23 protein-coding genes are annotated in these 23,532 nt (G+C 73.5%); 8 read left to right on the top strand and 15 right to left on the bottom strand.

The window, feature by feature from the left end; all coding sequences use genetic code 11:
• The first annotated feature begins 261 nt into the window (after positions 1–261).
• Positions 262–933 (top strand): potassium channel family protein, encoded by a 672-nt coding sequence (locus P3H78_RS06995; protein ID WP_276107934.1) that lies wholly within the window; start codon positions 262–264, stop codon positions 931–933.
• On the top strand, positions 933–1,613 hold the full coding sequence (locus P3H78_RS06990; RefSeq protein ID WP_276107933.1) for a potassium channel family protein: 681 nt from the start codon (positions 933–935) through the stop codon (positions 1,611–1,613). Before P3H78_RS06995 ends, P3H78_RS06990 begins: the two co-directional genes overlap by 1 nt.
• A gap of 269 nt (positions 1,614–1,882) precedes the next feature.
• On the opposite strand, the gene P3H78_RS06985 is transcribed toward P3H78_RS06990, so the two are convergent.
• From P3H78_RS06985 to P3H78_RS06955, 7 genes are all read right to left on the bottom strand, one after another.
• Positions 1,883–2,638 (bottom strand): DUF3159 domain-containing protein, encoded by a 756-nt coding sequence (locus tag P3H78_RS06985; protein ID WP_276107932.1) that lies wholly within the window; start codon positions 2,636–2,638, stop codon positions 1,883–1,885.
• A 3-nt stretch (positions 2,639–2,641) separates the two neighbouring features.
• Complete coding sequence (locus P3H78_RS06980; RefSeq protein WP_276107931.1) at positions 2,642–3,040, bottom strand: OB-fold nucleic acid binding domain-containing protein; 399 nt, start codon at positions 3,038–3,040, stop codon at positions 2,642–2,644.
• Positions 3,041–3,136: 96 nt separating this feature from the next.
• Positions 3,137–3,853, bottom strand: a complete 717-nt coding sequence (locus P3H78_RS06975) for a response regulator (RefSeq protein WP_276107930.1) — start codon at positions 3,851–3,853, stop codon at positions 3,137–3,139.
• Positions 3,847–6,426, bottom strand: a complete 2,580-nt coding sequence (locus P3H78_RS06970; protein ID WP_276107929.1) for an ATP-binding protein — start codon at positions 6,424–6,426, stop codon at positions 3,847–3,849. Before P3H78_RS06970 ends, P3H78_RS06975 begins: the two co-directional genes overlap by 7 nt.
• A gap of 279 nt (positions 6,427–6,705) precedes the next feature.
• Entirely contained in the window at positions 6,706–7,467 is a 762-nt protein-coding gene (locus P3H78_RS06965) for a DUF3710 domain-containing protein (protein WP_276107928.1), read from the bottom strand.
• Position 7,468: 1 nt separating this feature from the next.
• On the bottom strand, positions 7,469–8,020 hold the full coding sequence (dut, locus tag P3H78_RS06960) for a dUTP diphosphatase (RefSeq protein ID WP_276107927.1): 552 nt from the start codon (positions 8,018–8,020) through the stop codon (positions 7,469–7,471).
• On the bottom strand, positions 8,017–8,601 hold the full coding sequence (locus tag P3H78_RS06955; protein ID WP_276107926.1) for a PaaI family thioesterase: 585 nt from the start codon (positions 8,599–8,601) through the stop codon (positions 8,017–8,019). The genes dut and P3H78_RS06955 overlap by 4 nt, the downstream gene beginning before the upstream one ends.
• 57 nt (positions 8,602–8,658) lie before the next feature.
• On the opposite strand from P3H78_RS06955, the gene P3H78_RS06950 reads away from it, so the two are divergent.
• Entirely contained in the window at positions 8,659–9,135 is a 477-nt protein-coding gene (locus P3H78_RS06950; RefSeq protein ID WP_276107925.1) for a DUF3093 domain-containing protein, read from the top strand.
• Between the two features lie 172 nt (positions 9,136–9,307).
• On the opposite strand, the gene P3H78_RS06945 is transcribed toward P3H78_RS06950, so the two are convergent.
• From P3H78_RS06945 to P3H78_RS06930, 4 genes are all read right to left on the bottom strand, one after another.
• A complete protein-coding gene (locus P3H78_RS06945) occupies positions 9,308–10,255 on the bottom strand; it encodes a hypothetical protein (RefSeq protein ID WP_276107924.1) in 948 nt (315 codons plus the stop codon).
• Between the two features lie 13 nt (positions 10,256–10,268).
• Positions 10,269–10,565, bottom strand: coding sequence for a DUF4193 domain-containing protein (locus P3H78_RS06940; protein ID WP_005481602.1), 297 nt, complete (start codon positions 10,563–10,565; stop codon positions 10,269–10,271).
• 393 nt (positions 10,566–10,958) lie between these two features.
• Positions 10,959–12,191, bottom strand: a complete 1,233-nt coding sequence (locus P3H78_RS06935) for a sensor histidine kinase (protein ID WP_276107923.1) — start codon at positions 12,189–12,191, stop codon at positions 10,959–10,961.
• 6 nt (positions 12,192–12,197) lie between these two features.
• Positions 12,198–12,851: a response regulator transcription factor gene (locus tag P3H78_RS06930; RefSeq protein WP_276107922.1), complete on the bottom strand. Its 654-nt coding sequence runs from the start codon at positions 12,849–12,851 to the stop codon at positions 12,198–12,200.
• A 429-nt stretch (positions 12,852–13,280) separates the two neighbouring features.
• Here P3H78_RS06930 and P3H78_RS06925 point away from each other — a divergent pair, with 429 nt between their 5' ends.
• Positions 13,281–13,454, top strand: a complete 174-nt coding sequence (locus tag P3H78_RS06925) for a hypothetical protein (RefSeq protein ID WP_276107921.1) — start codon at positions 13,281–13,283, stop codon at positions 13,452–13,454.
• A 63-nt stretch (positions 13,455–13,517) separates the two neighbouring features.
• Here P3H78_RS06925 and P3H78_RS06920 read toward each other — a convergent pair whose 3' ends face one another.
• Together P3H78_RS06920 and P3H78_RS06915 are read right to left on the bottom strand one after the other, a co-directional pair.
• Positions 13,518–14,333: an inositol monophosphatase family protein gene (locus tag P3H78_RS06920; protein WP_276107920.1), complete on the bottom strand. Its 816-nt coding sequence runs from the start codon at positions 14,331–14,333 to the stop codon at positions 13,518–13,520.
• A gap of 8 nt (positions 14,334–14,341) precedes the next feature.
• Positions 14,342–15,469: a ferrochelatase gene (locus P3H78_RS06915; RefSeq protein ID WP_276107919.1), complete on the bottom strand. Its 1,128-nt coding sequence runs from the start codon at positions 15,467–15,469 to the stop codon at positions 14,342–14,344.
• A 197-nt stretch (positions 15,470–15,666) separates the two neighbouring features.
• Here P3H78_RS06915 and P3H78_RS06910 point away from each other — a divergent pair, with 197 nt between their 5' ends.
• The 3 genes from P3H78_RS06910 to sepH all read left to right on the top strand — a co-directional run bounded on the left by P3H78_RS06910 (position 15,667) and on the right by sepH (position 20,079).
• Positions 15,667–16,905 (top strand): MFS transporter, encoded by a 1,239-nt coding sequence (locus P3H78_RS06910; protein WP_276107918.1) that lies wholly within the window; start codon positions 15,667–15,669, stop codon positions 16,903–16,905.
• Positions 16,865–18,184, top strand: coding sequence for a D-arabinono-1,4-lactone oxidase (locus P3H78_RS06905; protein ID WP_276107917.1), 1,320 nt, complete (start codon positions 16,865–16,867; stop codon positions 18,182–18,184). Before P3H78_RS06910 ends, P3H78_RS06905 begins: the two co-directional genes overlap by 41 nt.
• Before the next feature lie 875 nt (positions 18,185–19,059).
• Positions 19,060–20,079 (top strand): septation protein SepH, encoded by a 1,020-nt coding sequence (gene sepH, locus P3H78_RS06900; protein ID WP_276107916.1) that lies wholly within the window; start codon positions 19,060–19,062, stop codon positions 20,077–20,079.
• A gap of 677 nt (positions 20,080–20,756) precedes the next feature.
• Here sepH and P3H78_RS06895 read toward each other — a convergent pair.
• Positions 20,757–21,605 (bottom strand): sulfurtransferase, encoded by an 849-nt coding sequence (locus tag P3H78_RS06895; RefSeq protein WP_276107915.1) that lies wholly within the window; start codon positions 21,603–21,605, stop codon positions 20,757–20,759.
• 295 nt (positions 21,606–21,900) lie between these two features.
• On the opposite strand from P3H78_RS06895, the gene P3H78_RS06890 reads away from it, so the two are divergent.
• A complete protein-coding gene (locus P3H78_RS06890) occupies positions 21,901–22,704 on the top strand; it encodes a VOC family protein (protein WP_276107914.1) in 804 nt (267 codons plus the stop codon).
• Between the two features lie 154 nt (positions 22,705–22,858).
• Here the strand turns inward: P3H78_RS06890 and P3H78_RS06885 are convergent, their stop codons facing one another.
• On the bottom strand, positions 22,859–23,509 hold the full coding sequence (locus P3H78_RS06885; RefSeq protein WP_276107913.1) for a thymidine kinase: 651 nt from the start codon (positions 23,507–23,509) through the stop codon (positions 22,859–22,861).
• Positions 23,510–23,532: the final 23 nt, after the last annotated feature.

The raw sequence follows: 23,532 nt of genomic DNA, 5'->3' as shown, positions 1-23,532 counted from the left end.
CCCCCGGAGGTGCCATGCCCGCGACCGCGGAGCTGGTCGGCGCAGCCCTCTCCCTGCTCGGCCTCGGATTCCTCACCGCGTGCAGCGTGCGCAGCATCACGCGGCGCCGGCCGTACCGGACGGAGTGAGCCGCCGGGCCGCGGTGATCGGTCCGGGATGCGGCCGGGGGGTGCCCACCCCGTACCGCGCGTGTGTAGCTTGTCCCTCTGTCTGAGAACCTGATGTGGCCGAGCAAGAGCTGTTGACACCGGAAGGACGGTCGTGCACATCGTCATCATGGGCTGCGGGAGAGTGGGTTCCGCTCTCGCCCAGACCCTGGAGCAACAGGGGCACACGGTCGCCGTGATCGACCGGGACCCCACCGCCTTCCGCCGTCTGGGCCCCGGGTTCGGCGGCCGCCGGGTCACGGGGATCGGCTTCGACCAGGACACGCTGCGCGAGGCGGGCATCGAGGAGGCGGGCGCGTTCGCCGCCGTCTCCAGCGGCGACAACTCGAACATCATCTCCGCGCGGGTGGCCCGCGAGATGTTCGGCGTGCAGAACGTCGCGGCCCGCATCTACGACCCCCGCCGCGCCGAGGTCTACCAGCGTCTGGGCATCCCGACCGTCGCCACGGTGCGCTGGACGGCCGACCAGATGCTGCGCCGTCTGCTGCCCTCGGGCGCCGAGCCGCTGTGGCGCGACCCCACCGGCGGTGTCCAGCTCGCCGAGGTGCACGCCTCCCCGCAGTGGGTGGGGCACAAGATCAGCAAGCTGCAGGAGGAGACGGGCGTCCGCGTGGCGTTCCTGACCCGGCTCGGCGAGGCCATGCTGCCCACGTCGCAGACGGTGCTGCAGGAGGGCGACCTCGTGCACGTGATGATGCGGACGGACGACGTGGAGAAGGTCGAGGCGGCGTTCGCCGAGGGCCCCGAAGAGGAGAGCGGTCACTGATGAGGGTCGCCATTGCCGGTGCCGGCGCGGTCGGTCGCTCGATCGCGGGCGAGCTGCTGGAGAACGGCCACGAGGTCCTTCTCATCGACAAGGCGCCGACCGCCATCTCGGTCGAGCGCGTCCCGCAGGCCGAGTGGCTGCTCGCCGACGCCTGCGAGATCACCTCGCTGGACGAGGCCGCGCTGCAGCGCTGCAACGTCGTGATCGCCGCGACCGGCGACGACAAGGTGAACCTGGTCGTCTCGCTGCTCGCGAAGACGGAGTACGGCGTGCCGCGGGTGGTGGCCCGCGTCAACAACCCCAAGAACGAGTGGCTCTTCAACGAGTCCTGGGGCGTGGACGTCGCGGTGTCGACGCCGCGGCTGATGTCGGCGCTGGTGGAGGAGGCGGTCAGCGTCGGCGACCTGGTCCGGCTGCTCCGCTTCAGCCACGGGGACGCGAACCTCGTCGAGCTGACGCTGCCGGAGGAGTCCGCGCTGGCGGGCACCCAGGTCGGCGACGTGGAGTGGCCCCAGGACACCTCCCTGGTCACGATCATCCGCGGCACCCGTGTCCTCACCCCGACCCGTGAGGACTCACTGGAGGCGGGCGACGAGCTGCTGTTCGTGGCCGCGCAGGCCCGCGAGGAGCAGCTGGAGGACCTGCTGTCGGTCCGCCGCGCGGACCCGGCGGGCCAGTAGCCCGCCGGCGGCCGTCCCTCCGGCGGCCGCCCGCCACGACGACGCCGAGGGCGCCCGTGCCGTCACGGGCGCCCTCGGCGTCGTTGCGCGTCCTGCGTGGTGCACGGTGCGTGCCGTGCGGTCGCGCGGCGTGCCGTGGGGCGGCACGGCGCGCACGGTGCGTGCCGTGCATGGTGCGTGCCGTGCATGGTGCGTGCCGTGGGGCGGCACGGCGGCGGACGGCGCCGTCGGGCCCCGGAGCACTGCCCGACGGCCGGCGGCGCCGGCGGCTACCGGCGGTGGCGGCCGGAGGACGGCGTTCCCCCGGTGTCGCCCGCGGCCGCGCGCTCCCGCTCCTTCTCGGCCTGCTCCTCCGCCTCCATCTCCGCGAAGACGTCGATGGGCGCGGGTGCCTTGGCGAGGAAGACCCAGGTCAGCCAGACGGCCAGCAGGAACGGCGGGATCTTCAGGGCGATGAGGACCCAGCCGAGCTGGGTGGTGTCCGCCCACCAGTACAGCGGGAAGAGGACGGCGCACTTGGCGAGCAGGATCAGGCCCCAGGCCCAACTGGCCTTCGCGTACGCCTTCTTGCGGCCCGGGTTCCGGGTCCGCCAGGAGAGGTTCTCCTTGAAGACCGGGCCGAGGATCAGCCCGATGAGCGGCACCCCGGCGAGCGTGGTGACGATGTAGGCGAGCGCCAGGCCCAGCGTGTAGAGCATGCCGGGCAGGTAGAAGTCCTTGGCGTTGCCGGTCATCATCGCGAAGACGACGCCGAAGGCCACGCCGAAGACGCCGCTGAAGGCGTGCTTGACGGTGTCCTTCATGACCAGCCGGACCACGACCAGCACCAGCGACACGGCGAGCGCGGCGATGGCCGACCAGTGCAGGTCCTTGTTGATCGTGAAGATGGTGACGAAGAGGAGACCGGGCAGGACCGTCTCGACCATGCCCCGGACTCCGCCGAACGCCTCGAACAGCGCGGCCTCCGTGACCGTACGGGCGTCGTCCGCCTGAGGGTCTTCGGTCGGCTTGTCGAGTGAGGTCACCGGCTACTCCCGTCCGAGGGGTCGCAGTTCGTACTTGGGGTTGAACAGCACCCGGCGGCCCCGGCTCATGGAGATCCGGCCCGATGCGATCAGCTTGCGCCCCGGTTCTATACCGATGATGGAGCGCCGGCCGAGCCACACCACGTCCAGGGCGGCCGAGCCGTCGAACAGTTCGGCCTCCAGGGCCGGGACACCGGCACGTGGACGCAGGGTGACCGTGCGCAAGGTACCAGTAACCGTGACGATCTGGCGGTCGTGGCAGTCGCCGATCCGGGTGCAGCCCGCGGTCTCGGCGTCCTCGCGCAGCTCCTCGGACTCGAGGTCCTCCTGCGACGACGAGAGCCGGTCGAGCATGCGCCGGAACCGGCCGGCCGGCTTCTCGGAACGAGGAACAGCACTCATGTCTGAAGCGTACCGGGGTAGGCCGTCGGCCTCGTACCCGCGGCCCCGGCGCCGACGGGTGCCCGCGGCGGGGCCGCCGCCCCCGGCCGGACCTGCTCACTTCTCGAAGCGGTACCCCATCCCGGGCTCGGTCACGAAGTGCCTGGGGTGGGAGGGGTCCGCCTCCAGCTTCCGGCGCAGCTGGGCCATGTAGACCCGCAGGTAGTTCGTCTCCGTCCCGTACGAGGGTCCCCAGACCTCCTGCAGCAACTGCTTCTGGCTGACCAGGCGGCCGGTGTTGCGGACCAGCACCTCCAGCAGGTGCCACTCGGTCGGGGTCAGCCGGACGTCCCGGCCGGCCCGGTGGACCTTCTTCGCGACCAGGTCGACGGTGAACGCGTCGGTCTCCACGGTGACGTCGTCCTCGCCGCCGCCGGTGGGCTCGGCGCGGCGGACGGCGGCGCGCAGCCGGGCGAGCAGCTCGTCCATGCCGAAGGGCTTGGTCACGTAGTCGTCGGCGCCGGCGTCCAGCGCCTCGACCTTCTCGTCGGAGGAGTGCCGGGCTGACAGCACCAGGATCGGCACCCGGGTCCAGCCGCGCAGGCCGCGGATGACCTCCACGCCGTCCATGTCGGGCAGGCCCAGGTCGAGGACGACCACGTCGGGGTGGCGGGAGGCGGCCAGGTCGAGGGCGGACCGGCCGTCGGCGGCGGCGTCCACCTCGTACTTGCGGGCCTTGAGGTTGATCACGAGGGCGCGCACGATCTGCGGTTCGTCGTCGACCACGAGCACCCTCGTGGGGGTCCGGGGCGTCCCCCCGGTCGGGCTCAGCATGAGGCCTGCCTTTCGGTCAGTACGGTGCTCGTCGTCGGCTCGGGACTCGCCGCAGGGGGGCCCGGTGCTTCGGGGGGCACGCCGGCCGCGCGGAGGCTCAGGACCATGGTGAGGCCGCCGCCGGGCGTGTCCTCGGCATCCAGGGTGCCGCCCATGGCCTCGGCGAAGCCCCGGGCCACCGCGAGGCCGAGGCCGACCCCGGCGCCGCGCGGGGAGTCGCCGTGACGCTGGAAGGGCTCGAAGATGCGCTCCTTGGCGTCGTCCGGCACGCCCGGGCCGCGGTCGACGACGCGGACCTCCACGCGGTCGCCGAGGGCGCTGGCGGAGACCAGGACGGATTCCTCGGGCGGGCTGTACTTCACGGCGTTCTCGACCAGGTTCGCCACCGAGCGCTCCAGCAGGCCCGGGTCCACGGCGACGATCGGGAGTGTCTCGGGCACGTCCAGCTCCACGCTGTCCTCGGGGACTCCGCCGAGCGCCATGGGGACGACCTCGTCGAGGTCGGTGTCGCGGATCAGCGGGGTGACGGTGCCGGTCTGCAGCCGGGACATGTCGAGCAGGTTGCCCACCAGGTGGTCGAGGCGGTCGGCACCCTCCTCGATCCCCTGGAGGAGTTCCGCGCGGTCCTCCTCGGACCACTCGACGTCCTCCGAGCGCAGCGAGGAGACGGCCGCCTTGATCCCGGCGAGCGGGGTGCGCAGGTCGTGGCTGACGGCGGCGAGCAGCGCGGTGCGGATCCGGTTGCCCTCGGCCAGCGTGCGGGCCCGGTCGGCCTCCTCCTGGAGCCGGCGGCGGTCCAGCACGACGGCGGCCTGGGCGCCGAAGGCGGCGAGGACCCGCTGGTCTGAGGCGGGCAGGACGCGCCCGGTGAGGGCGAGCGCCATGGAGTCGCCGACGGGCATGTCCACGTCGGCGTCCTCGGGGCGCTCGGGGGGCCGTCCCGTGCCGGCCCGGCCCGCGCACGTCCAGGGCTCCACGTCGCTGTGCCGCTCCAGCAGGGCGACGGAGTCCATGCCGAAGGTCTCGCGGACGCGCTCCAGGAGGGCCTCCAGGCTGGTCTCGCCGCGCAGGACGCTGCCGGCGAGGTAGGACAGTATCTCCGCCTCGGCGCGCAGGTGGGCGGCCTGGTGCGTGCGGCGGGCGGCCTGGTCGACCACGGAGGCGACGGACACCGCGACCCCGACGAAGATCACGATGGCGACGATGTTCCTGGGGTCGGCGATCGTGAGCCGGTGCAGCGGGGGCGTGTAGTAGTAGTTCAGCAGGAACGATCCGACGGCCGCCGACGCGAGCGCCGGGAGCAGCCCGCCGAGCAGCGCGGCCGCCACCGTCAGGGCCAGGAACAGCAGCATGTCGTTGGCGAGGCCGAGGTGCACGGAGTTCAGCGCCAGGGCCAGCACCACCGGGCCCGCGACGCCGGCCACCCAGCCGGAGACGATCCGCGCCCGGCCGAGGCGCGCGCCCCGTGCCACGGGCAGTCCGCGCCCCTTGGCGACCTCCTCGTGGGTGACGATGTGCACGTCGAGGTCCGGGCCGGACTCCCGGGCCACGGTCACGCCGACGCCGGGCCCGAACACGTACTGCCAGGTCTTGCGCCGGGAGGAGCCCAGCACGATCTGGGTCGCGTTGACCCCGCGGGCGAAGTCCAGCAGCGCGGCGGGGATGTCGTCGCCGACGACGTGGTGGAAGGTCCCGCCGAGGTCCTCCACGAGGGTCCGCTGCACGGCCAGCTCCCGCGGCGAGGCGGCGGTGAGCCCGTCGCTGCGGGCGATGTAGACGGCCATCACCTCGCCGCCCGCGCCCTTCTCCGCCAGCCGTGCCGCCCGCCGGATCAGGGTGCGCCCCTCCGGTCCCCCGGTCAGACCGACGACGATCCGCTCCCGCGAGCCCCAGATCTTCGAGACCTGGTGCTCGCTGCGGTACCGCTTGAGGTACTCGTCGACCCGGTCCGCCACCCACAGCAGCGCGAGCTCCCGCAGCGCGGTGAGGTTGCCGGGCCGGAAGTAGTTCGACAACGCGGCGTCCACCTTGTCCGGCCGGTAGATGTTGCCGTGCGCCATCCGCCGCCGCAGCGCCTCGGGCGACATGTCGACCAGTTCGATCTGGTCCGCGCGCCGCACCACCTCGTCCGGCACCGTCTCGCGCTGCCGCACCCCGGTGATCGACTCCACCACGTCCCCGAGGGACTCCAGGTGCTGGATGTTCACGGTGGACACCACGTCGATCCCGGCGGCGAGCAGCTCCTCGACGTCCTGCCACCGCTTGGCGTTGCGGGAGCCCGGCACGTTCGTGTGGGCCAGCTCGTCGACGAGGGCGACCGCCGGGGCCCGGTGCAGCACGGCGTCGACGTCCATCTCGGTGAACGTCCCGCCCCGGTACCGCAGGGTCCTGCGCGGGACCTGCTCCAGCCCGTGCAGCATCACCTCGGTGCGGGGCCGCTCGTGGTGCTCCACGAAGCCCACGACGCAGTCCGTGCCGCGTTCCACCCGCCGGTGCGCCTCGGACAGCATCGCGTAGGTCTTGCCCACGCCCGGTGCCGCACCGAGGTAGATCCGAAGCTTCCCGCGTCCCATGGCCCCATTGTCTTCCCGTACCAGCCGCTCACGCAGCGTCGACCCTACGGCCCGCGATATCGGCAAATCGGACAAGCGGTCATGGGGGCGACGTCCTTGACGCAACCCTGACGCGTCGGGCACGGACGCGGACCGCCCTCGTCACGGGGGCGTGCGGCGGCGGGGCCCGGGCCGGGGCGGCCCGGGCCCCGGCATGCGAGGAGGGCCGTGCCCCCGCGGGACACGGCCCTCCTCCGGGCTCTCCTCGAACCCCGCACGTGCGGGGTCGGCCGACCTGCCTCAGCGGACCTCGGTGATCTCCGGACCGCGCTGGAGCTGGCCCATGCCGCCCGCGAAACGGGACTGGCCCTCGTCCTGCTGGATGCCCTCGGGCACCATCTGGGCGTCGTTGGGCAGCTGGAGGACGATCGGGTCGCGGGGCGCCATCGGGCCCTCGCCGCGCACGACGACCGTGTCGCGGAAGATCTGCTCCAGCAGGCCGGCCGCCTGCGGCTGCACGGCGCCCTGGCCGGAGATCACTCCGCGCAGGAACCAGCGGGGGCCGTCGACGCCGATGAACCGCACCACCTGGAAACCGCCCGTGCCGTCGGGCAGCTGCACCGGCACCTGGGCCCGCAGCTCCCAGCCGAGCGGACCCTCGACCTCGTCGATGATGCCACCCTGCTGGGTGATGCCGGAGCCGATCTCCTCGCGCACCTCGCCCCAGATGCCCTCGCGCTTGGGCGCGGCGAAGGCCTGCAGCTGCACGGCGCTGTCGTGGAGCACGACGGTCGCGGCCACGATCGCGTCACCGGCGACCTCGACCCGCAGCTCCATGCCGTCGACGCCCGGCACGAAGAGTCCGCCGAGGTCGACGCGGCCCTCGGCCGGGTCCCTCACCTCGGAGCTGTCCCAGGGCCCGTCGGGCCGCGGCTCGGGCTCGAGACGCACGCGCTCGCGCTCGCCCTCGTCGTCCGCCTCGGCGTCGACGCTGTCGACGACCTGCTCGGCCTCGCCGGCCGCGTCCTCGGCGGCACCCTTCTTGTTGCGACGTCCGAACACGTCACTGTCCTTCCCGGTCGGATACGACCGAAGCGTATCGATTCCCACCCGTCGGGCCGCCTTCGGCGACCTGACCGCTTGTGCCGCTCCCGGCGTCCACCGCGGCGTGACCGCCGGTGGACCCGAAGCCCCCCTCGGCCCGCGCAGAGCCGGGAAGTTCCGCCACCTCCTGGAAGCGGACCCGCTCGACCTGCTGGACGACCAGTTGGGCGATCCGGTCGAAGCGCTCGAACCGCACGGACTCGCGCGGGTCGAGATTCACCACGATCACCTTGATCTCCCCACGGTACCCGGCATCAACCGTCCCCGGGGCATTCACGAGGGCGACACCGCAGCGGGCGGCGAGACCGGAACGCGGGTGCACGAACGCCGCGTACCCCTCGGGCAGCGCGACGGACACACCGGTGGGCAGGACGGCCCGCTCACCGGGCGCGAGTGCGCAGGCGGTGGTGGTGCGCAGATCGGCTCCGGCGTCACCGGGATGCGCGTACGCCGGGAGCGGTACGTCGGGGTCGATGCGCCGGATCAGCACGTCCAGGGGCCGGCGGGTCACGGGTTCACCTCGAAGGCGCGGGCGCGCCGGACCTGGTCCGGGTCGTTCATGGCGACCCGGATCTCCTCCTGGCGGCCGTGGTGGACGAAGTGGTCGACCTTCACCTCTATGAAGAGGGCGTCGGCGCGGACGGCCACGGGTCCGCCGGGGCCGCCGATGCGTCCGGTGGCGGTCGAGTAGATCTTGCGGCCGGCGACCGCGGTGACCTCGGCCGCCAGGTGCAGGGTGGTTCCGACCGGCACCGGGCGCACGAAGTCGGTCTCCAGGCGTCCGGTCACGGCGACGGTCCGCAGCAGCCAGTTCAGCGAGCCCAGGGTCTCGTCCAGGGCCGTCGTCAGCACTCCGCCGTGCGCCAGTCCCGGCGCGCCCTGGTGGGCGGGCTGCACGGTGAACTCGGCGGTGATGCCGAGCCCCTCCCCGGCCCGCACCCGCAGGTGCAGTCCGTGCGGCTGCCCGTCGCCGCACCCGAAGCACTCTCCGTAGTGCGAGCCGATCAGTTCGCCGGGCGCGGGCGCGTCGGGGTGCCGGACGGGTGTCACGGCGTCGGAAGGGGGCTGAAGAGCTGCGGAACGACCACTCACAGCCGCAGACCTTACCCGCGCCCCGGCCCGCCCCGGACACCGTGCCAAGCTTGGGCCATGCAGCTCTCCGCCCCGTCCTACGAAGAACGCCTCACCGCGCCCCGCTCCTGGTGGCTGATCAGCTTCCTGCTCGGGGTCTCCGTGGCGCTGATCCTGCTCCCGTTCGGCACCCTGCCGATGCTGGGCGGGCTGGTCGGCGGGACCGCGGCCGCGGCGGTCGTGGTGAGCGCGTACGGCTCGCTGCGGATCCGGGTCGTGGGCGGCCTGCTGCTCGCCGGCGAGGCGAGGATCCCGGTCACGGCCCTCGGGGAGGCTCAGGTGCTGGACGCGGACGAGGCCCGCGCCTGGCGCACCCACAAGGCCGACACCCGGGCCTTCCTGCTGCTGCGCTCCTACATCCCCGGCGCGCTGCGGGTGGAGGTCACCGACCCGGAGGACCCGACGCCGTACCTGTACCTGTCGACACGTGACCCGGAGGGGCTCGCCGCGGCCCTGACGGCGGCACGGGCGGCCGAGGCGCCGGGCGCGGCCTGAGAGGTCCGGCCGCCCGGCCGGTCCGACGGCCGGGCGGCTGCGGTGACCGGCCCTCCTCCAGGTGGTAACGCCTGCGCGGCGGTGCCCCGGATCCAGGGCGGCAGACTCCGGGGAGGCGTGTGGGGGTGCCGTGCGTGCCGTGCGGCCGCGGTGTGCGCCGGCCCGGTCCGTGTCAGCCGTCGCCGAGCTCGCGGCGGATCTCGTCCATCGTCACGGGGTCGGCGGGGGTCTCCAGGGGCGGCAGCACGGGCAGCTCGCCCCAGGCGACCTGGAGCGGACGCAGGTCCGTGCGGATCCGGGCGGCGAGTCTGCGCGTCTCGCGCCGGTTCATGACGGCACCGGCCGCGGCCCCGATCATGAAGGGCATGAGGTTCGGCAGGTTGCGCACGGTGCGCCGGGTGACCTGCTGTCTCAGCCGGCGTCTCATGGGACCGCCGAAGGCGGCGTTGAGCGACGACGGCTTCATCACGTCGATGCCGCGCTCCCCCGACCAGGAGGACAGGTACGCGGCGCTGCGGGCCTTCAGGTCGCCGGGCGGCCGCAGCCCGTACACCTCGTGGAGTTCGGCGATCAGCTTCAGTTCGATCGCCGCCACGCCGGTGATCTCGGCGGCCAGTTCGGTGGGCATCGCGGGCGGCACGGGCAGCATCGCTGCGGCGCCGACGCCCGCGCCGACGGCGGAGGTGGCCTTCGCCGCGCCGGCCACCAGCCTGTCCGCCAGTTCCTCGGGGCCGAGGTCCGGGAACTGCCGGCGGAGGGTGGCGAGGTCCCGTACGGGGATCCGCGGGGCGATGGCGACGATCCGGTCGGCGAGGTAGGTCAGTCCCGCCCTGGCCCGGCTGCCGCCCTTGCGGAACCCGTCGCGGGCCGTCTGTCCGGCGCGGCCGTGGATCCGTGCGGTCCTCGGTGCGGTGCCGGGTGCGGAGCCGGTCGCCGGGTCGGCGGGGTCACCGCGCCCGGACACCGGTTCGAGCGAGGCCGATCCCGTAGCTCCGGCAGGGCCGGGCTCCGCGGATGAGCCTCGCTCGTCGTCACGCACGCCGTGGGGGCCGTCGGACGGCCCCGGGTCCGCTCCCCCACGGGGGAAGCGGCGCTTCCAGGGAGGGGTCGAGCCAGTCACGGCCGACCCGTCCTCAGTCGCAGTCGCGGCAGATCGGCTGACCGTTCTTCTCCCGGGCCAGCTGGCTGCGGTGGTGCACCAGGAAGCAGCTCATGCAGGTGAACTCGTCCTGCTGCTTGGGCAGCACCCGGACGGCCAACTCCTCATTGGAGAGGTCCGCGCCGGGCAGTTCCAGGCCTTCGGCGGCCTCGAACTCGTCGACGTCGACGGCGGATGTGGACTTGTCGTTCCTCCGGGCCTTCAGCTCTTCCAGGCTGTCGGAATCGACGTCGTCGTCGGTCTTGCGTGGGGTGTCGTAGTCGGTTGCCATGTCGCTCTCCCCCTCTGGGTGTCTGCGGTGTCTCCAGCGCACGTAACGCGTGAGAGGCCGGACTTGTGCCCGACCTGAGGCGGAGATTTTGCCTCACATCAAGGTCTGTTACTCAATCGACACCCAACCGGACTCCTCAAGAGTGATCGGGTTGGATGGCGATCGGGACCGTACACGGTCCGTATGTCGCACTTCAAAGCGGCCTCACCGTGTACTTCCCGTGATCAGGACCCCCGAAAACCCGGATTTTCCCGGCTTTCCGACGCCCTCCATGATCACGCAGAGTAGATGGCGAGAAAAGTGTTCGTGTGATCGATCACACATGGGAGCGACCGTTCGGGCCCCTGAGAATTCCGCGCAAAGCGAACATCCTCGTGTGTCGGCGGCATGATCTCAGATCGGCAGCACGACGCGCATCACGAGCCCGCCTCCCTCCCGCGGCTGGGCCGAGATGTGACCGCCGTGGGCGCGCGCCACGGAACGGGCGATCGACAGGCCGAGGCCCACTCCCTTGTCGCTGCCCGTGCGCTCGGTGCGCAACCGCCGGAAGGGCTCGAAAAGGTTGTCGATCTCGTACGCCGGGACGACCGGCCCGGTGTTGGTGACGAGCAGGACGGCGTGGCCGTGCTGGACGTCGGTCGTGACCTCCACCCAGCCGTCCTCGGCCACGTTGTAGCGGACCGCGTTCTGGACCAGGTTCAGGGCGATCCGCTCCAGCAGCACGCCGTTGCCCTGGACGACCGCGGGTCTGCGCTCCCCGCGGATCTCGACGCCCTTCGCCTCGGCCTCGGCGTGCACCTGGTCGACGGCCTGCGAGGCGACCTCGGCGAGGTCCACGGGCTTGCGCTCGACGATCTGGTTCTCGCTGCGGGCGAGCAGCAGCAGGCCCTCCACGAGCTGCTCGCTGCGCTCGTTGGTGGCCAGCAGCGTCTTGCCGAGCTGCTGGAGCTCCACGGGCGCGTTCGGGTCGGACAGGTGCACCTCCAGCAGGGTGCGGTTGATCGCGAGCGGCGTGCGCAGCTCGTGCGAGGCGTTGCCGACGAAGCGCTGCTGGGCGGTGAAGGCCCGCTGCAGCCGCTCCAGCATCTCGTCGAAGGTGTCCGCGAGCTCCTTGAGCTCGTCGTCGGGGCCGTCGAGCTCGATCCTGCGGGACAGGTCGGAGCCGGCCACCGCGCGGGCGGTGCGGGTGATCCTGCCGAGCGGGGACAGCACCCGCCCGGCCATGGCGTAGCCGAAGGCGAAGGCGATCACGGCGAGGCCGAGCAGGGCGAGCAGCGAGCGGCTGAGCAGGCTGTCCAGGGCGTGCTGGCGCTGCTGGTTCACGCACTCGTTCATCGCGTGGTTGAGCTGGCTGGCGGTGGTCTGGGTCGGGAAATTGCAGGCGTCGCTGGTGACCTGTCCGGAGATGATCTTGAAAGGCAGTTCGCTGCCCACGTTGAGCGCGTTGGCGGCGAGCAGGTAGATGATCGACAGCAGCAGGATGCCGGCGATCAGGAACATGCCGCCGTAGAGCAGCGTGAGCCGTATGCGGATGGTCGGGCGCAGCCACGGGAAGGGCGGTTCGGGCCTGCGGGGGTCCCAGGTGGGCTTCGGCGGGGCCTGGGGCGGGGCGGGGGCGGCGGCCACGGCGGATCAGATCCGGTAGCCCGAGCCGGGCACGGTGACGATCACCGGCGGCTCGCCGAGCTTGCGGCGCAGGGTCATGACGGTGACCCGCACGACGTTGGTGAACGGGTCGGTGTTCTCGTCCCACGCCTTCTCCAGGAGCTGCTCCGCGGAGACGACGGCGCCCTCGCTGCGCATGAGGACCTCCAGCACGGCGAACTCCTTCGGCGCGAGCTGCACCTCCTTGCCGTCCCGGAAGACCTCCCGGCGGTTGGGGTCCAGCTTGATCCCGGCCCGCTCCAGGACCGGGGGCAGCGGCATACTGGTGCGCCGGCCGAGGGCGCGCACGCGTGCGGTCAGCTCGCTGAACGCGAACGGCTTGGGGAGGTAGTCGTCGGCGCCGATCTCCAGGCCCTCGACACGGTCGCTGACGTCGCCGGAGGCGGTGAGCATCAGCACCCGGGTGGGCATGCCGAGCTCGACGATCCGGCGGCAGACGTCGTCGCCGTGCACGCGGGGGAGGTCGCGGTCGAGGACGACCACGTCGTAGTCGTTGACGCCGATGCGCTCCAGGGCGGCCGCGCCGTCGTACACGACGTCGACGGCCATGGCCTCCCGGCGCAGTCCGGTGGCCACCGCATCGGCGAGCAGCTGCTCGTCCTCGACGACGAGTACGCGCACGTCGCTTGTCCTTCCTGCTGTCCGCCCGCGGGGCGCCGCTGGGCGCACGCGGGCAGGGGGTCGTGATGGCGTGTGCCTCCATCCTGCCCTTTTCGGCCATAAGTCGGCTGTAAGCCGGGAGGAGAGCGGCCACGGCCCGGATGAGAGCCGGATGAAGAGTGCGGGAATGCCGAATTTTCTCCCGCGATCGAGGTTTCCGGGGGAGGGGGTCGGGGGAGGACGGCTTTACACCCCGCGATCACGCTCTGCATGTGCCGCACGACATTGCGGTACCCCGCGTTCCACCAGCCGCAGAGTGGCCGTGGGTGTCCGGCGCCGCCGCCGTCCCCGGCAGGGGCAGCTCCGGGCATCTGCCGAAGGCGTGATCGCCCCTTCCGTACGGCACATCCCCGTGCCACCGACCCACGACCCTGGACGAGGGGGCGCAGCATGGACGCTTTCACCACGGGACTTCTGCAGCGCATAAAGGCGACCGAGTCCGACCTCACCCGGGCTCGCAGCGAGGGCGACGACCACCTGGTCGACGTGGAGCTGGCCGAGCTCGACGACCTGCGCCGTCTTGCCGCCGAACACGGTGTGGAGGTCGGCGTGATCGGCGTCTGACCAGAGCGTGCACACGGCGGGGCCCCGGCGAATCCAGCGCCGGGGCCCCGCCGTGTGCGGGTGTCAGTCGTGCCAGGCGCCGAAGTCCTCCAGGAGTCGCTGGAGCGGCTCGAAGACCCCCGGGGTCCCGGCGACCGTCAGGTCGGGCGAGGGACGCTCTCCGGGGCGGCCACCTGTCTCGGCGCCCGACTCCCGGGCGATGAGGTCGCCGGCCGCGTAGTCCCACGCGTTCAGCCCGCGCTCGTAGTAGCCGTCGAGGCGGCCGGCCGCCACGTCGCACAGGTCGACCGCGGCGGAGCCGCTGCGCCGGATGTCCCGCAGCAGCGGGATCAGTCGCCGGGCGACGTCCGCCTGGTGCGCGCGCACGTCGGCGACGTAGTTGAAGCCGGTGGAGACCAGGGCCTGGTCCAGCGGGGGCGCGGCCCGGCAGGCCAGCCGGCGCTCGCCCGCCCACGCACCGGTGGCCCACGCGCCGCGGCCGCGCACGGCGTGGAAGCTCTCGCCCCGCATCGGCGCGGCGACCACCCCGACGACGGTCTCGCCGTCCTTCTCGGCCGCCACGGACACCGCCCAGGTCGGCAGCCCGTAGAGGTAGTTCACCGTGCCGTCGAGCGGGTCGACGACCCAGCGGATCCCGCTGGTGCCCTCGATCGAGGCGCCCTCCTCGCCGAGGAAGCCGTCGGCGGGGCGGCGGTCGGAGATCAGGTCCGTGATCAGCTTCTCGGCCGCGATGTCCATCTCGGTGACGACGTCGATCGGGCTGGACTTGGTGGCCGCCACCGCGAGGTCGGCCGGGCGGCCGTCGCGCAGCAGCTCCCCGGCCCGCCGGGCGGCCTCCCGGGCGAGTTCGAGCAGTTCGGTGGTCAGGGCGTCGATCACAGGGCTCCTCAGGCGTAGGGGCTGTCGGCACCCGCCGCGGCGGGACGGGGGGCTCGGGCGGGGCAGCAGCCCACGGGGCAGACGTCGTGGCTCGCACCGAGGGCGCCCAGCGCGCAGGGGGCGGTCCGCTCCCCGCGCTCGGCGGCGGCGCGTTCCCGCACCAGGTCCCGCACCGCCGCCGCGAACCGCGGGTCGGCGCCGACGGTGGCCGAGCGGCGCACCGGCAGGCCCAGCTCGCCGGCCTTGGCGGTGGCCTCGGTGTCGAGGTCGTACAGGACCTCCATGTGGTCGGAGACGAAGCCGATGGGCGCCATCACGACGGCCGGCACGCCGGCCGCGTGCCGCTCCTCGAGGTGGTCGCAGATGTCGGGCTCCAGCCAGGGGATCTGCGGGGCGCCGGAACGGGACTGGTAGACGAGCTGCCAGGGGTGGTCCACGCCGGTGCGCGCGCGGACCCCCTCGGCGACCAGACGGGCCGTGTCCAGGTGCTGGCGGACGTAGGCCCCGCCGTCGCCGTGGTCCTCGACCGGGCCGGAGGTGTCCGCGGCGGCGGTCGGGATCGAGTGCGTGGTGAAGGCGAGGTGGGCCCCGTCGCGGACGTCGTCGGGCAGGTCGGCGAGGGAGGCGACCACCCCGTCGATCATGGGCTCCAGGAAGCCGGGGTGGTTGAAGTAGTGCCGCAGCTTGTCGGTCCGCGGCGGCTCGAGACCCTCGGCGCGCAGCGCGTCGAGCGCGTCGGCGAGGTTCTCCCGGTACTGGCGGCAGCCGGAGTACGAGGCGTAGGCGCTGGTGGTCAGGACCAGGACGCGCCGGTGGCCGTCGCGCACCATCTCCCGCAGGGTGTCGGTCAGGTACGGCGCCCAGTTGCGGTTGCCCCAGTACACCGGGAGGTCCAGGCCGTGCTCGGCGAAGTCCTTGCGGAGGGCCTGGAGCAGGGCCCGGTTCTGGTCGTTGATGGGGCTGACCCCGCCGAAGAGGAAGTAGTGCTGTCCGACCTCCTTCAGGCGTTCCTTCGGGATGCCGCGCCCGCGGGTCACGTTCTCCAGGAACGGGACCACGTCGTCCGGGCCCTCGGGGCCGCCGAACGAGAGCAGGAGCAGGGCGTCGTAGGGGGTGGCATCGAGCACGTCTGACATGCCTCGATCCTGCCACCCGGCGGGGACGGCCCGGTAACGCCGGGGGGCGTGCCGGGGGCCGGGCCGCATGCGCGGTGCATTCGGGTGACCTCGACTCGTAAGCTGTACCGACCATCCTCACGCCTTACGAGCCGTCCTGCGCCCGCGCCCGCACCGGTCCGCCGCGTCCGCGCGGCCGGACCCCATCGGAGAGCCCCGTGCCCACCCCCTACCGCGCCCTGTTCGCCGCCCCGGGATCCCGGGGCTTCGCCGCCGCGGGCTTCCTCGGCCGGATGCCGCTGTCCATGATGGGCATCGGCGTGGTCACGATGATCTCGCAGCTGACCGGGCGCTACGGGCTCGCGGGTGCGCTGTCGGCCACCATCGCGCTGGCCGCCGCGGCGATCGGCCCGCAGATCTCGCGGCTGGTGGACCGGCACGGGCAGCGCCGGGTGCTGCGCCCGGCCGCGCTCGTCGCGCTCGCCGCGTCGGCGGGGCTGCTGCTCGCCGCGCACCTCGGGTGGCCGGACTGGGTGCTGTTCGCGTGCGCCGCCGGGATCGGGTCCGTGCCCAGCCTGGGCGCGATGGTCCGGGCCCGCTGGGCGGCGCTGTACCGGGGTACCCCGCTGCTGCACACCGCGTACTCCTTCGAGTCGGTGGTCGACGAGGTGTGCTTCATCTTCGGGCCGATCATCTCCATCGGGCTGTCGACGGTGTGGTTCCCGGAGGCCGGGCCGCTGCTGGCGGGCTGCTTCCTGGCGGCGGGCGTGTTCTGGCTGACCTCGCAGCGTTCCACCGAGCCGGCACCGCACCCGCGGGACCACCACGGCGGCGGCTCCGCGCTGCGCTCGGTGGGGCTGCAGATGCTGGTGGCCACCTTCGTGGCGACCGGGGCGATCTTCGGCGCGGTCGACGTGGTCACGGTGGCCTTCGCCGACGAGCGGGGCAGCAAGGGCGCCGCGAGCGTGGTGCTCGCCCTCTACGCGACCGGCTCCTGCACGGCGGGGGTGGTGGCCGGCATGCTCCGCCCGGCCGCGGCGCCCGCGCGGCGCTGGCTCGTGGGCGTGTGTGCGATGGCCGTGAGTATGATCCCCCTCCTACTGGTCGGGAACCTGCCGTTTCTGGCCGTGGCGCTGTTCGTTGCGGGCCTGTCCGTCGCTCCCACGATGATCACGACGATGGCCCTCGTCGAAGAGCACGTACCACGCTCGCACCTGACGGAGGGCATGACCTGGGTGAGCACCGGGCTCGCGGTCGGGGTGGCGCTCGGCTCCTCGGTGGCCGGCTGGGTGATCGACGCCGCCGGTGCGCGGGCCGGGTACGGGGTGCCGGCGGTGTCCGGGGCCGTCGCGGTCGCGGTCGGTTTCCTCGGGTACCGCCGGCTCAGCAGGCCGGCTCCGGGTCGGGGAGGCTCCGTTGGGCAGCACAGCGAGCGCGAAGAACGGCACATGGCGTAACTGGGGCGGCACCGTGACCGCGCACCCCGCGCGGGAGGTCGCGCCCGCCTCCGTGGACGAGCTGGTCGCGGCGGTGCGGCGGGCGGCCGAGGACGGCCTGCCGGTCAAGGCGGTCGGCACCGGGCACTCCTTCACGAGCATCGCCGCGACCGACGGCGTGCTGGTGCGTCCTCATCTGCTGACCGGCATCCGCCGCCTCGACCGGGCCGCCATGACGGTCACCGTCGAGGCCGGCACCCCGCTGAAGCGGCTCAACGCCGCGCTCGCGCGGGAGGGGCTGTCGCTGACGAACATGGGCGACATCATGGAGCAGACGGTGTCGGGGGCGACCAGCACCGGCACCCACGGCACCGGCCGCGAGTCCGCCTCGATCGCCGCCCAGATCCGGGGCCTGGAGCTGGTGACGGCGGACGGCTCGGTCCTCACCTGCTCCGCGACGGAGAACCCCGACGTCTTCGCCGCGGCGCGGATCGGCCTGGGCGCGCTCGGCATCGTCAGTGCGCTCACCTTCGCGGTGGAGCCGCTCTTCCTGCTCACCGCGCGCGAGGAGCCGATGCCGCTGGACCGGGTGCTCGCCGAGTTCGACGAACTGTGGGCGGAGAACGAGCACTTCGAGTTCTACTGGTTCCCGCACACCCTGAGCACCAACACCAAGCGCAACAACCGCAGCGCGGGCCCGGAGCAGCCCGTGGGGCAGCTCGCGGGCTGGTTCGAGGACGAGCTGCTCTCCAACGGGGTCTTCCAGGTCGCCAACTGGATCGGCCGCGCCGCCCCGGCCGCCATCCCCACCCTCGCGCAGGTCTCCAGCCGGGCGCTGTCCGCACGGACGTACACCGACATCCCGTACCGGGTGTTCACCTCGCCGCGCCGGGTGCGGTTCGTGGAGATGGAGTACGGCGTCCCCCGCGAGGCGCTGGCCGACACGCTGCGCGAGCTGAGGACGATGGTGGAGCGCTCGGACCTGCGGGTGAGCTTCCCGGTGGAGGTGCGCACCGCTCCCGCCGACGACATCACCCTGTCCACCGCCTCCGGCCGCGACACCGCCTACGTGGCCGTGCACATGTTCAAGGGCACGCCCTACCAGCGGTACTTCACGGCGGCCGAGCGCATCTTCACCGCGCACGAGGGCCGGCCGCACTGGGGCAAGGTGCACACCCGGGACGCCGGGCAGCTCGCGGAGGTGTACCCGCGTTTCGCGGAGTTCACGGCACTGCGGGACCGCCTGGATCCGGAACGGCGCTTCCGGAACGACTACTTGAGGAGGGTCCTGGGGTCGTAGCCGAACCACCCGGCGACGGGGTCCCGGAGGATCCGTCCCCGCCGGGGGCGGTGGTGGACAGGCTCGGGCTCGGGCTCGGCGACGTGCCGGAGCCGGACGCCCCGCCCGGGGACGTGCCGCCGGACGGCGAGGACGCCGGGGAGTGCGACCGGTCCGGCGGCGGGGGCGTGCCGTCGCCGGGCCGGGCGGGCGGCGGTGGCCGGCCACCGCGTCGGTGACCGTCGTCCCGGAGCCGCCGCTGAAGCTGCTGCCGGAGGCCACTTCGTAGGTGGTGATGCCCGCCGTGGTGACGCCGGAGACGACGGCGGCCGCGAGCAGCGGCCGCTGCCACTTCCGGCGGCGGGCGCGGTGGACGGTGCCCTCGGTGAACTCACCGGGCGGAGGGGCGTGGCGCTCCGCGGGGCCGGGGACCGGCCGGGCGGCGGGCGCGGCGGTGGACACGGATCCGGTGGCGCCCTCACGCACGAGCGAAAGCGATAGTTCCGTTTCCGGTGATTAGGTGAAGTACGCCACGTTCATGATCGATAAAAGAGGGCAGGGGCGGCCAAGTCCTGTTCCTTGCCAGAAGTTGGGCGGCGCGCCAATCCACGCCCATGGCCCGAATGGAGTACTGTGGCGAGCCCTGGGCCCGGGATCCCTCCAGGATGTCCGGGGCCTTGCGGGACCCGCCGGGAGGGGGCTGGTTGCACAGGGTGACGGATTTGGTCACTGAGCGTTGTGAACAGGTAACCGTGCCATAACGGCGGCCCCGGGTCCGCGCCCGACACGCCGGGCAACTCGGCAAGGTTGTGGCAGGCTGCACCCGGGCAGGCCACACTCGACTAGCGGAAGCAGCGACGCACGTGACGTCGGCAGGCACCACCCGGGAGGTCCCCATGCCCGAACTGCGTGTCGTGGCCGTCTCGAATGACGGCACACGGCTGGTGCTGAAGGCTGCGGACAGCACGGAGTACACGCTTCCGATCGACGAACGGCTCCGCGCCGCCGTGCGCGGCGACCGTCCCCGCCTCGGCCAGATCGAGATCGAGGTGGAGAGCCATCTCCGCCCCCGTGACATCCAGGCGCGGATAAGAGCGGGTGCGACCGCGGAAGAGGTCGCCCAGCTCGCCGGCATCCCCGTCGATCGTGTACGGCGCTTCGAGGGTCCCGTACTGGCCGAACGTGCCTTCATGGCCGAGCGGGCACGGAAGACCCCGGTACGGCGCCCCGGCGAGAACTCCGGTCCGCTGCTCGGTGAGACCGTCCAGGAGCGGCTGCTGCTGCGCGGCGCCGAGAAGGACACCGTCCAGTGGGACTCCTGGCGCCGCGACGACGGCACCTGGGAGGTCATGCTGGTCTATCTGGTCGCGGGCGAACCGCACTCGGCGAGCTGGACCTACGACCCGCCGCGGCGCCTCGTGCAGGCCGTCGACGACGAGGCACGCTCCCTGATCGGCGAGTCCGACGACCTCGGCACGCCCGAGCCCACCTTCCCGTTCGTCCCCCGCATCGCCCGGCTGCCTCGCGAGCGCCCCTTCGACCGGGACCGGCCGAGCCTGCCGGCGCAGGCCTCCGAGCCAGCCGAGGAGAGCACGGGCGAACGGGACTCGCTGACCAGCCTGCTGGAGGCGGTGCCCAGCTTCCGGGGTGACCTGGTCGTGCCCGAGCGGGCCCCGGAGCCCGTGGAGGAGCCCGACAGCGAGCCCGCCGCGGAGGAGCCGCCGGCGCCCGCCGCCTCGGCCGGGTCCGCGTACGCGGACGTGCTCATGCCGCGCTCCGTCGGCAGCCACCGGGACCGGCTCGTCGGTGCCACGGACCGTCAGGCCGAGGCCGACGGCGTCCGTCCGGGCCGCCGCGCCGCGGTCCCGAGCTGGGACGAGATCGTGTTCGGGACACGCCGGAAGAAGCAGGAGTAGCAGCGGGGGCGGGCGTCCGCCGGTTCCTCACGGGGCCGCCGTCGGAGCGCCGCGCCTGCGTGCGCAGCAGGTCCGTGACGGGGCCGCCCGGTGTGGGCGGCCCCGTTTCGCGTTTCGCGCCCCGGCTGCGGCGCCGGGCCCGGTGCCTGCGGCCCCGCCCGGCCTCCCTGCATCCCGGCCGGGCGACAACGGCCGGAGGCTTCCGCCCGGCCTGGCGGCCGTGTCGTGTTCGGGCACGGTCGGCGCGTTGCGGGCGCGGGCGCTGCCCTGTGCGCGTTGCGGGCGCGGGCGCTGCCCTGTGCGCGTGGTCGGTGCGCGGCACGCACGGTCGGTGCGTGCGGGCGCGGCCGTGGGTTGTCCTGGCACATGGGCCTTGCCCCACGGCCGTGATCGGTGCGTGCGGGCGCGGCCGTTGCCCTGCGGGCACGGTCCGGTGCGTTGCGGGCCGCGGGTGATTCGTCGCGGGCACGGTCAGTGCGTTGCGGGCGCGGGTGATTCGTCGCGGGCGCGTGGGGCACTCGAGCCGGTCGGTGCGTTGCGGACACGCGGGGCGCGCGGGGCGCGCGGCCGTGTCGGGTCGACGACCGACGCGCGGGCGTCGTCCGGCGTGCGCCGCACGGGCCGCGGCGCACGCTGTCCCCCGCGCACGCTGCCGCGCGCCCACGCGCCCCGGGCCGCTACTGCGGGTCCGGGCCGACGGCCACCGGGCGGGACGGGTCCGCGGACCACTCGGACCAGGAGCCCACGTACAGCGCGGCGGGAATGCCCGCGACCGCCAGCGCCAGCACCTCGTGCGCGCCGGAGACACCCGAGCCGCAGTAGACGCCGACCTCCCCGCCCTCCGCCCCGAGTGCCGCGAAGCGGGCACGGAGCTGCTCCGCGGGCAGGAACCGCCCGCCGGGCGCCACGTTGTCGGCGGTGGGCGCGGACACCGCGCCGGGGATGTGGCCTCCGACCCGGTCGATCGGCTCCACCTCTCCGCGGTACCGCTCCCCCGCGCGGGCGTCGAACAGCACGCCCGACCTGGCCAACGCGGCGGCCCCGTCGGCGTCGAGCAGCGGCAGCGCACCCGGCACCGGTGCGAAGTCGCCGGCGGCCGGGGTCACCGCTCCGGTCTCCAGCGGGCCCTGCCACTGCGTCAATCCGCCGTCGAGCACCTTCACGTCCGGGTGACCCGCCCAGCGCAGCATCCACCACGCGCGGGCCGCCGCCCAGCCCTGCCCTCCGTCGTAGACGACGACCGGCCGCGCGGCGGACACGCCCGCCCGGCGCATCGCGGCGCCGAACTCCTGCGGATCGGGCAGCGGATGGCGGCCGTGGGCGCCCGGGGCCGCGGTCAGTTCGCGGTCCAGGTCGACGAAGGCGGCACCGGGGAGGTGGCCGGCCTCGTACTCGGCGCGCCCGTCGAAGGCCGGCTCGCCGGCCGCCCTGGCCAGGCTGAGCTGCCAGCGGACGTCGAGGAGCACCGGCGGGCGGGCGCCCGCGAGGTCGGATGCGAGCTGGGCCGCGGAGATGATGGCGTTCATGGTCACCATCCTTGCGCACGGGGTGGCCGTGGCGTCCAGGTCCGGCTACTCTGCTCGGCCGGGCAGGACCGATCACGAGGCGTACGGGATCGACCACATCCCGTACAGCCGATCGACATCCGCCGGCCGCCGGGCGGCAACGGGCCGCAGCCTCGTCCGGGGCATCCTCCGTGCGGGGAACCGCTCCTGAGGGTGCGTCCGGAGCGCGCACCTCGGCGGGCGGTGCGAGCATCGGCTCGGGGGCGGGACAGCGGACGCGACACGGCCACCGCGAGGGGCCGAGAAGAGAGTGACGATGACCGAGGCACCGGAGTCGGCCGACCCGCGCGGCGGGGCACCCGACCGGTACGCACCCGGCACCCCGTGCTGGGTGAGCCTGATGGTCCACCGGATGGCGGAGACCCAGGCCTTCTACGGCGAGCTCTTCGGCTGGGAGTTCCAGCCGGGTCCCCAGCAGCTCGGCCCCTATGTGCGGGCCCTGCTGGACGGTCGCGAGGTCGCGGGCATCGGGCAGCTGCCGCCGGACCGGGATCTGCCGGTCGCGTGGACGCCGTACTTCGCCTCCCCGGACGTGGACCTGACCGCGGAGACGGCGCGGCTGTGCGGGGGCACGATCGGGGTGGGGCCGCTGGACGCCGCGGCGGCCGGGCGCCTCGCGATCGGCTCCGACCCGTCGGGCGCCGTCTTCGGCCTCTGGCAGGCGGGGGCGCACCTCGGCACCGGGGTGACCGGGGTCCCGGGCACTCCGACGTGGAACGAGCTGGTGACCTACGAGACCGCGACCGTCGTCAAGTTCTACGAGACGCTGTTCGGCTACGAGGAGCGGCGCCCCGGGCCCGCCGGGACCGACCGCGTCACCCTGTACCTCGGCGGCCGCGCCGTGGCCGGCGTGCGGGGCCTCGGCCCGGACCTGCCGCGCGACCGGGGACCGCACTGGGACACGTACTTCGAGGCCGCCGATCCGGACGCAGCGCTCGACCGGGTCGCCGCCCTGGGCGGGCGGATCGTCACCACGGCCCGCGACACCGCGCACGGCCGGGTGGCCGAGGTGGCGGATCCGGAGGGGGCACGGTTCTCCCTGATCCGCAGCGCGCGCTGACGGACCGGAACGGCACGGCACCGCACGGTCGAGACTCCGCACGGTCGGGGCCGGACGGTCGGGGCCGGACGGTCGGAGTACAGGGGGCGGGGCGGAGGACGGACGCCTCACGGGCGGAGCGCCGGACCCTCGGGGGCGGCTGCGAGCCGGTGGGTCAGGGGGCCGACACCGGGAGCACGTCCGGTGACAGCGCGGCCGCGCGGGCGGAGGCCGCCGTCATCCGGCGGCGGTGGTGGCGGCGGCACAGCACCTCGTAGCCGATCTCGTCCGCCGACTGGTTGACGTCACCGACGACGACCTGGGCGCCCTCGACGACCATCACGCCGCCGACCGTGCGGGCGTTGTGCGTGGCGCGGGCGCCGCACCAGCACAGGGCCTCCACCTGGAGGACCTCGACCCGGTCGGCGAGTTCGACCAGCCGCTGGGAGCCGGGGAACAGCTTGGAGCGGAAGTCGGTCGTGATGCCGAAGGCGTAGACGTCGATCTCCAGGTCGTCCACCACGCGCGCGAGCTGGTCGATCTGCTCCGGCGCGAGGAACTGCGCCTCGTCGGCGATCACGTAGTCGGCCCGGCGGCCCTGCGACAGGTGCTCGACGAGATAGCCGTACAGGTCCACGCCGTCGCCCACCTCGACCGCGTCGGTGACCAGGCCGAGCCGTGAGGAGAGCTTGCCCTCCCCCGCCCGGTCGTCCCGGGTGAAGATGATTCCGGCCAGGCCGCGCGCCGACCGGTTGTGCTCGATCTGGAGAGCCAGCGTCGACTTCCCGCAGTCCATCGTTCCGGAGAAGAACACCAGCTCGGGCATGGGGAGTTGAGCACCTTTCGAGG

Origin of the sequence: Streptomyces tropicalis (genome assembly GCF_029269835.1) — a bacterium.
GTDB lineage: Bacteria > Actinomycetota > Actinomycetes > Streptomycetales > Streptomycetaceae > Streptomyces > Streptomyces tropicalis.
The sequence above is the reverse complement of the archived record's forward strand: the minus strand, read 5'-3'. Positions and strand labels throughout refer to the sequence as shown.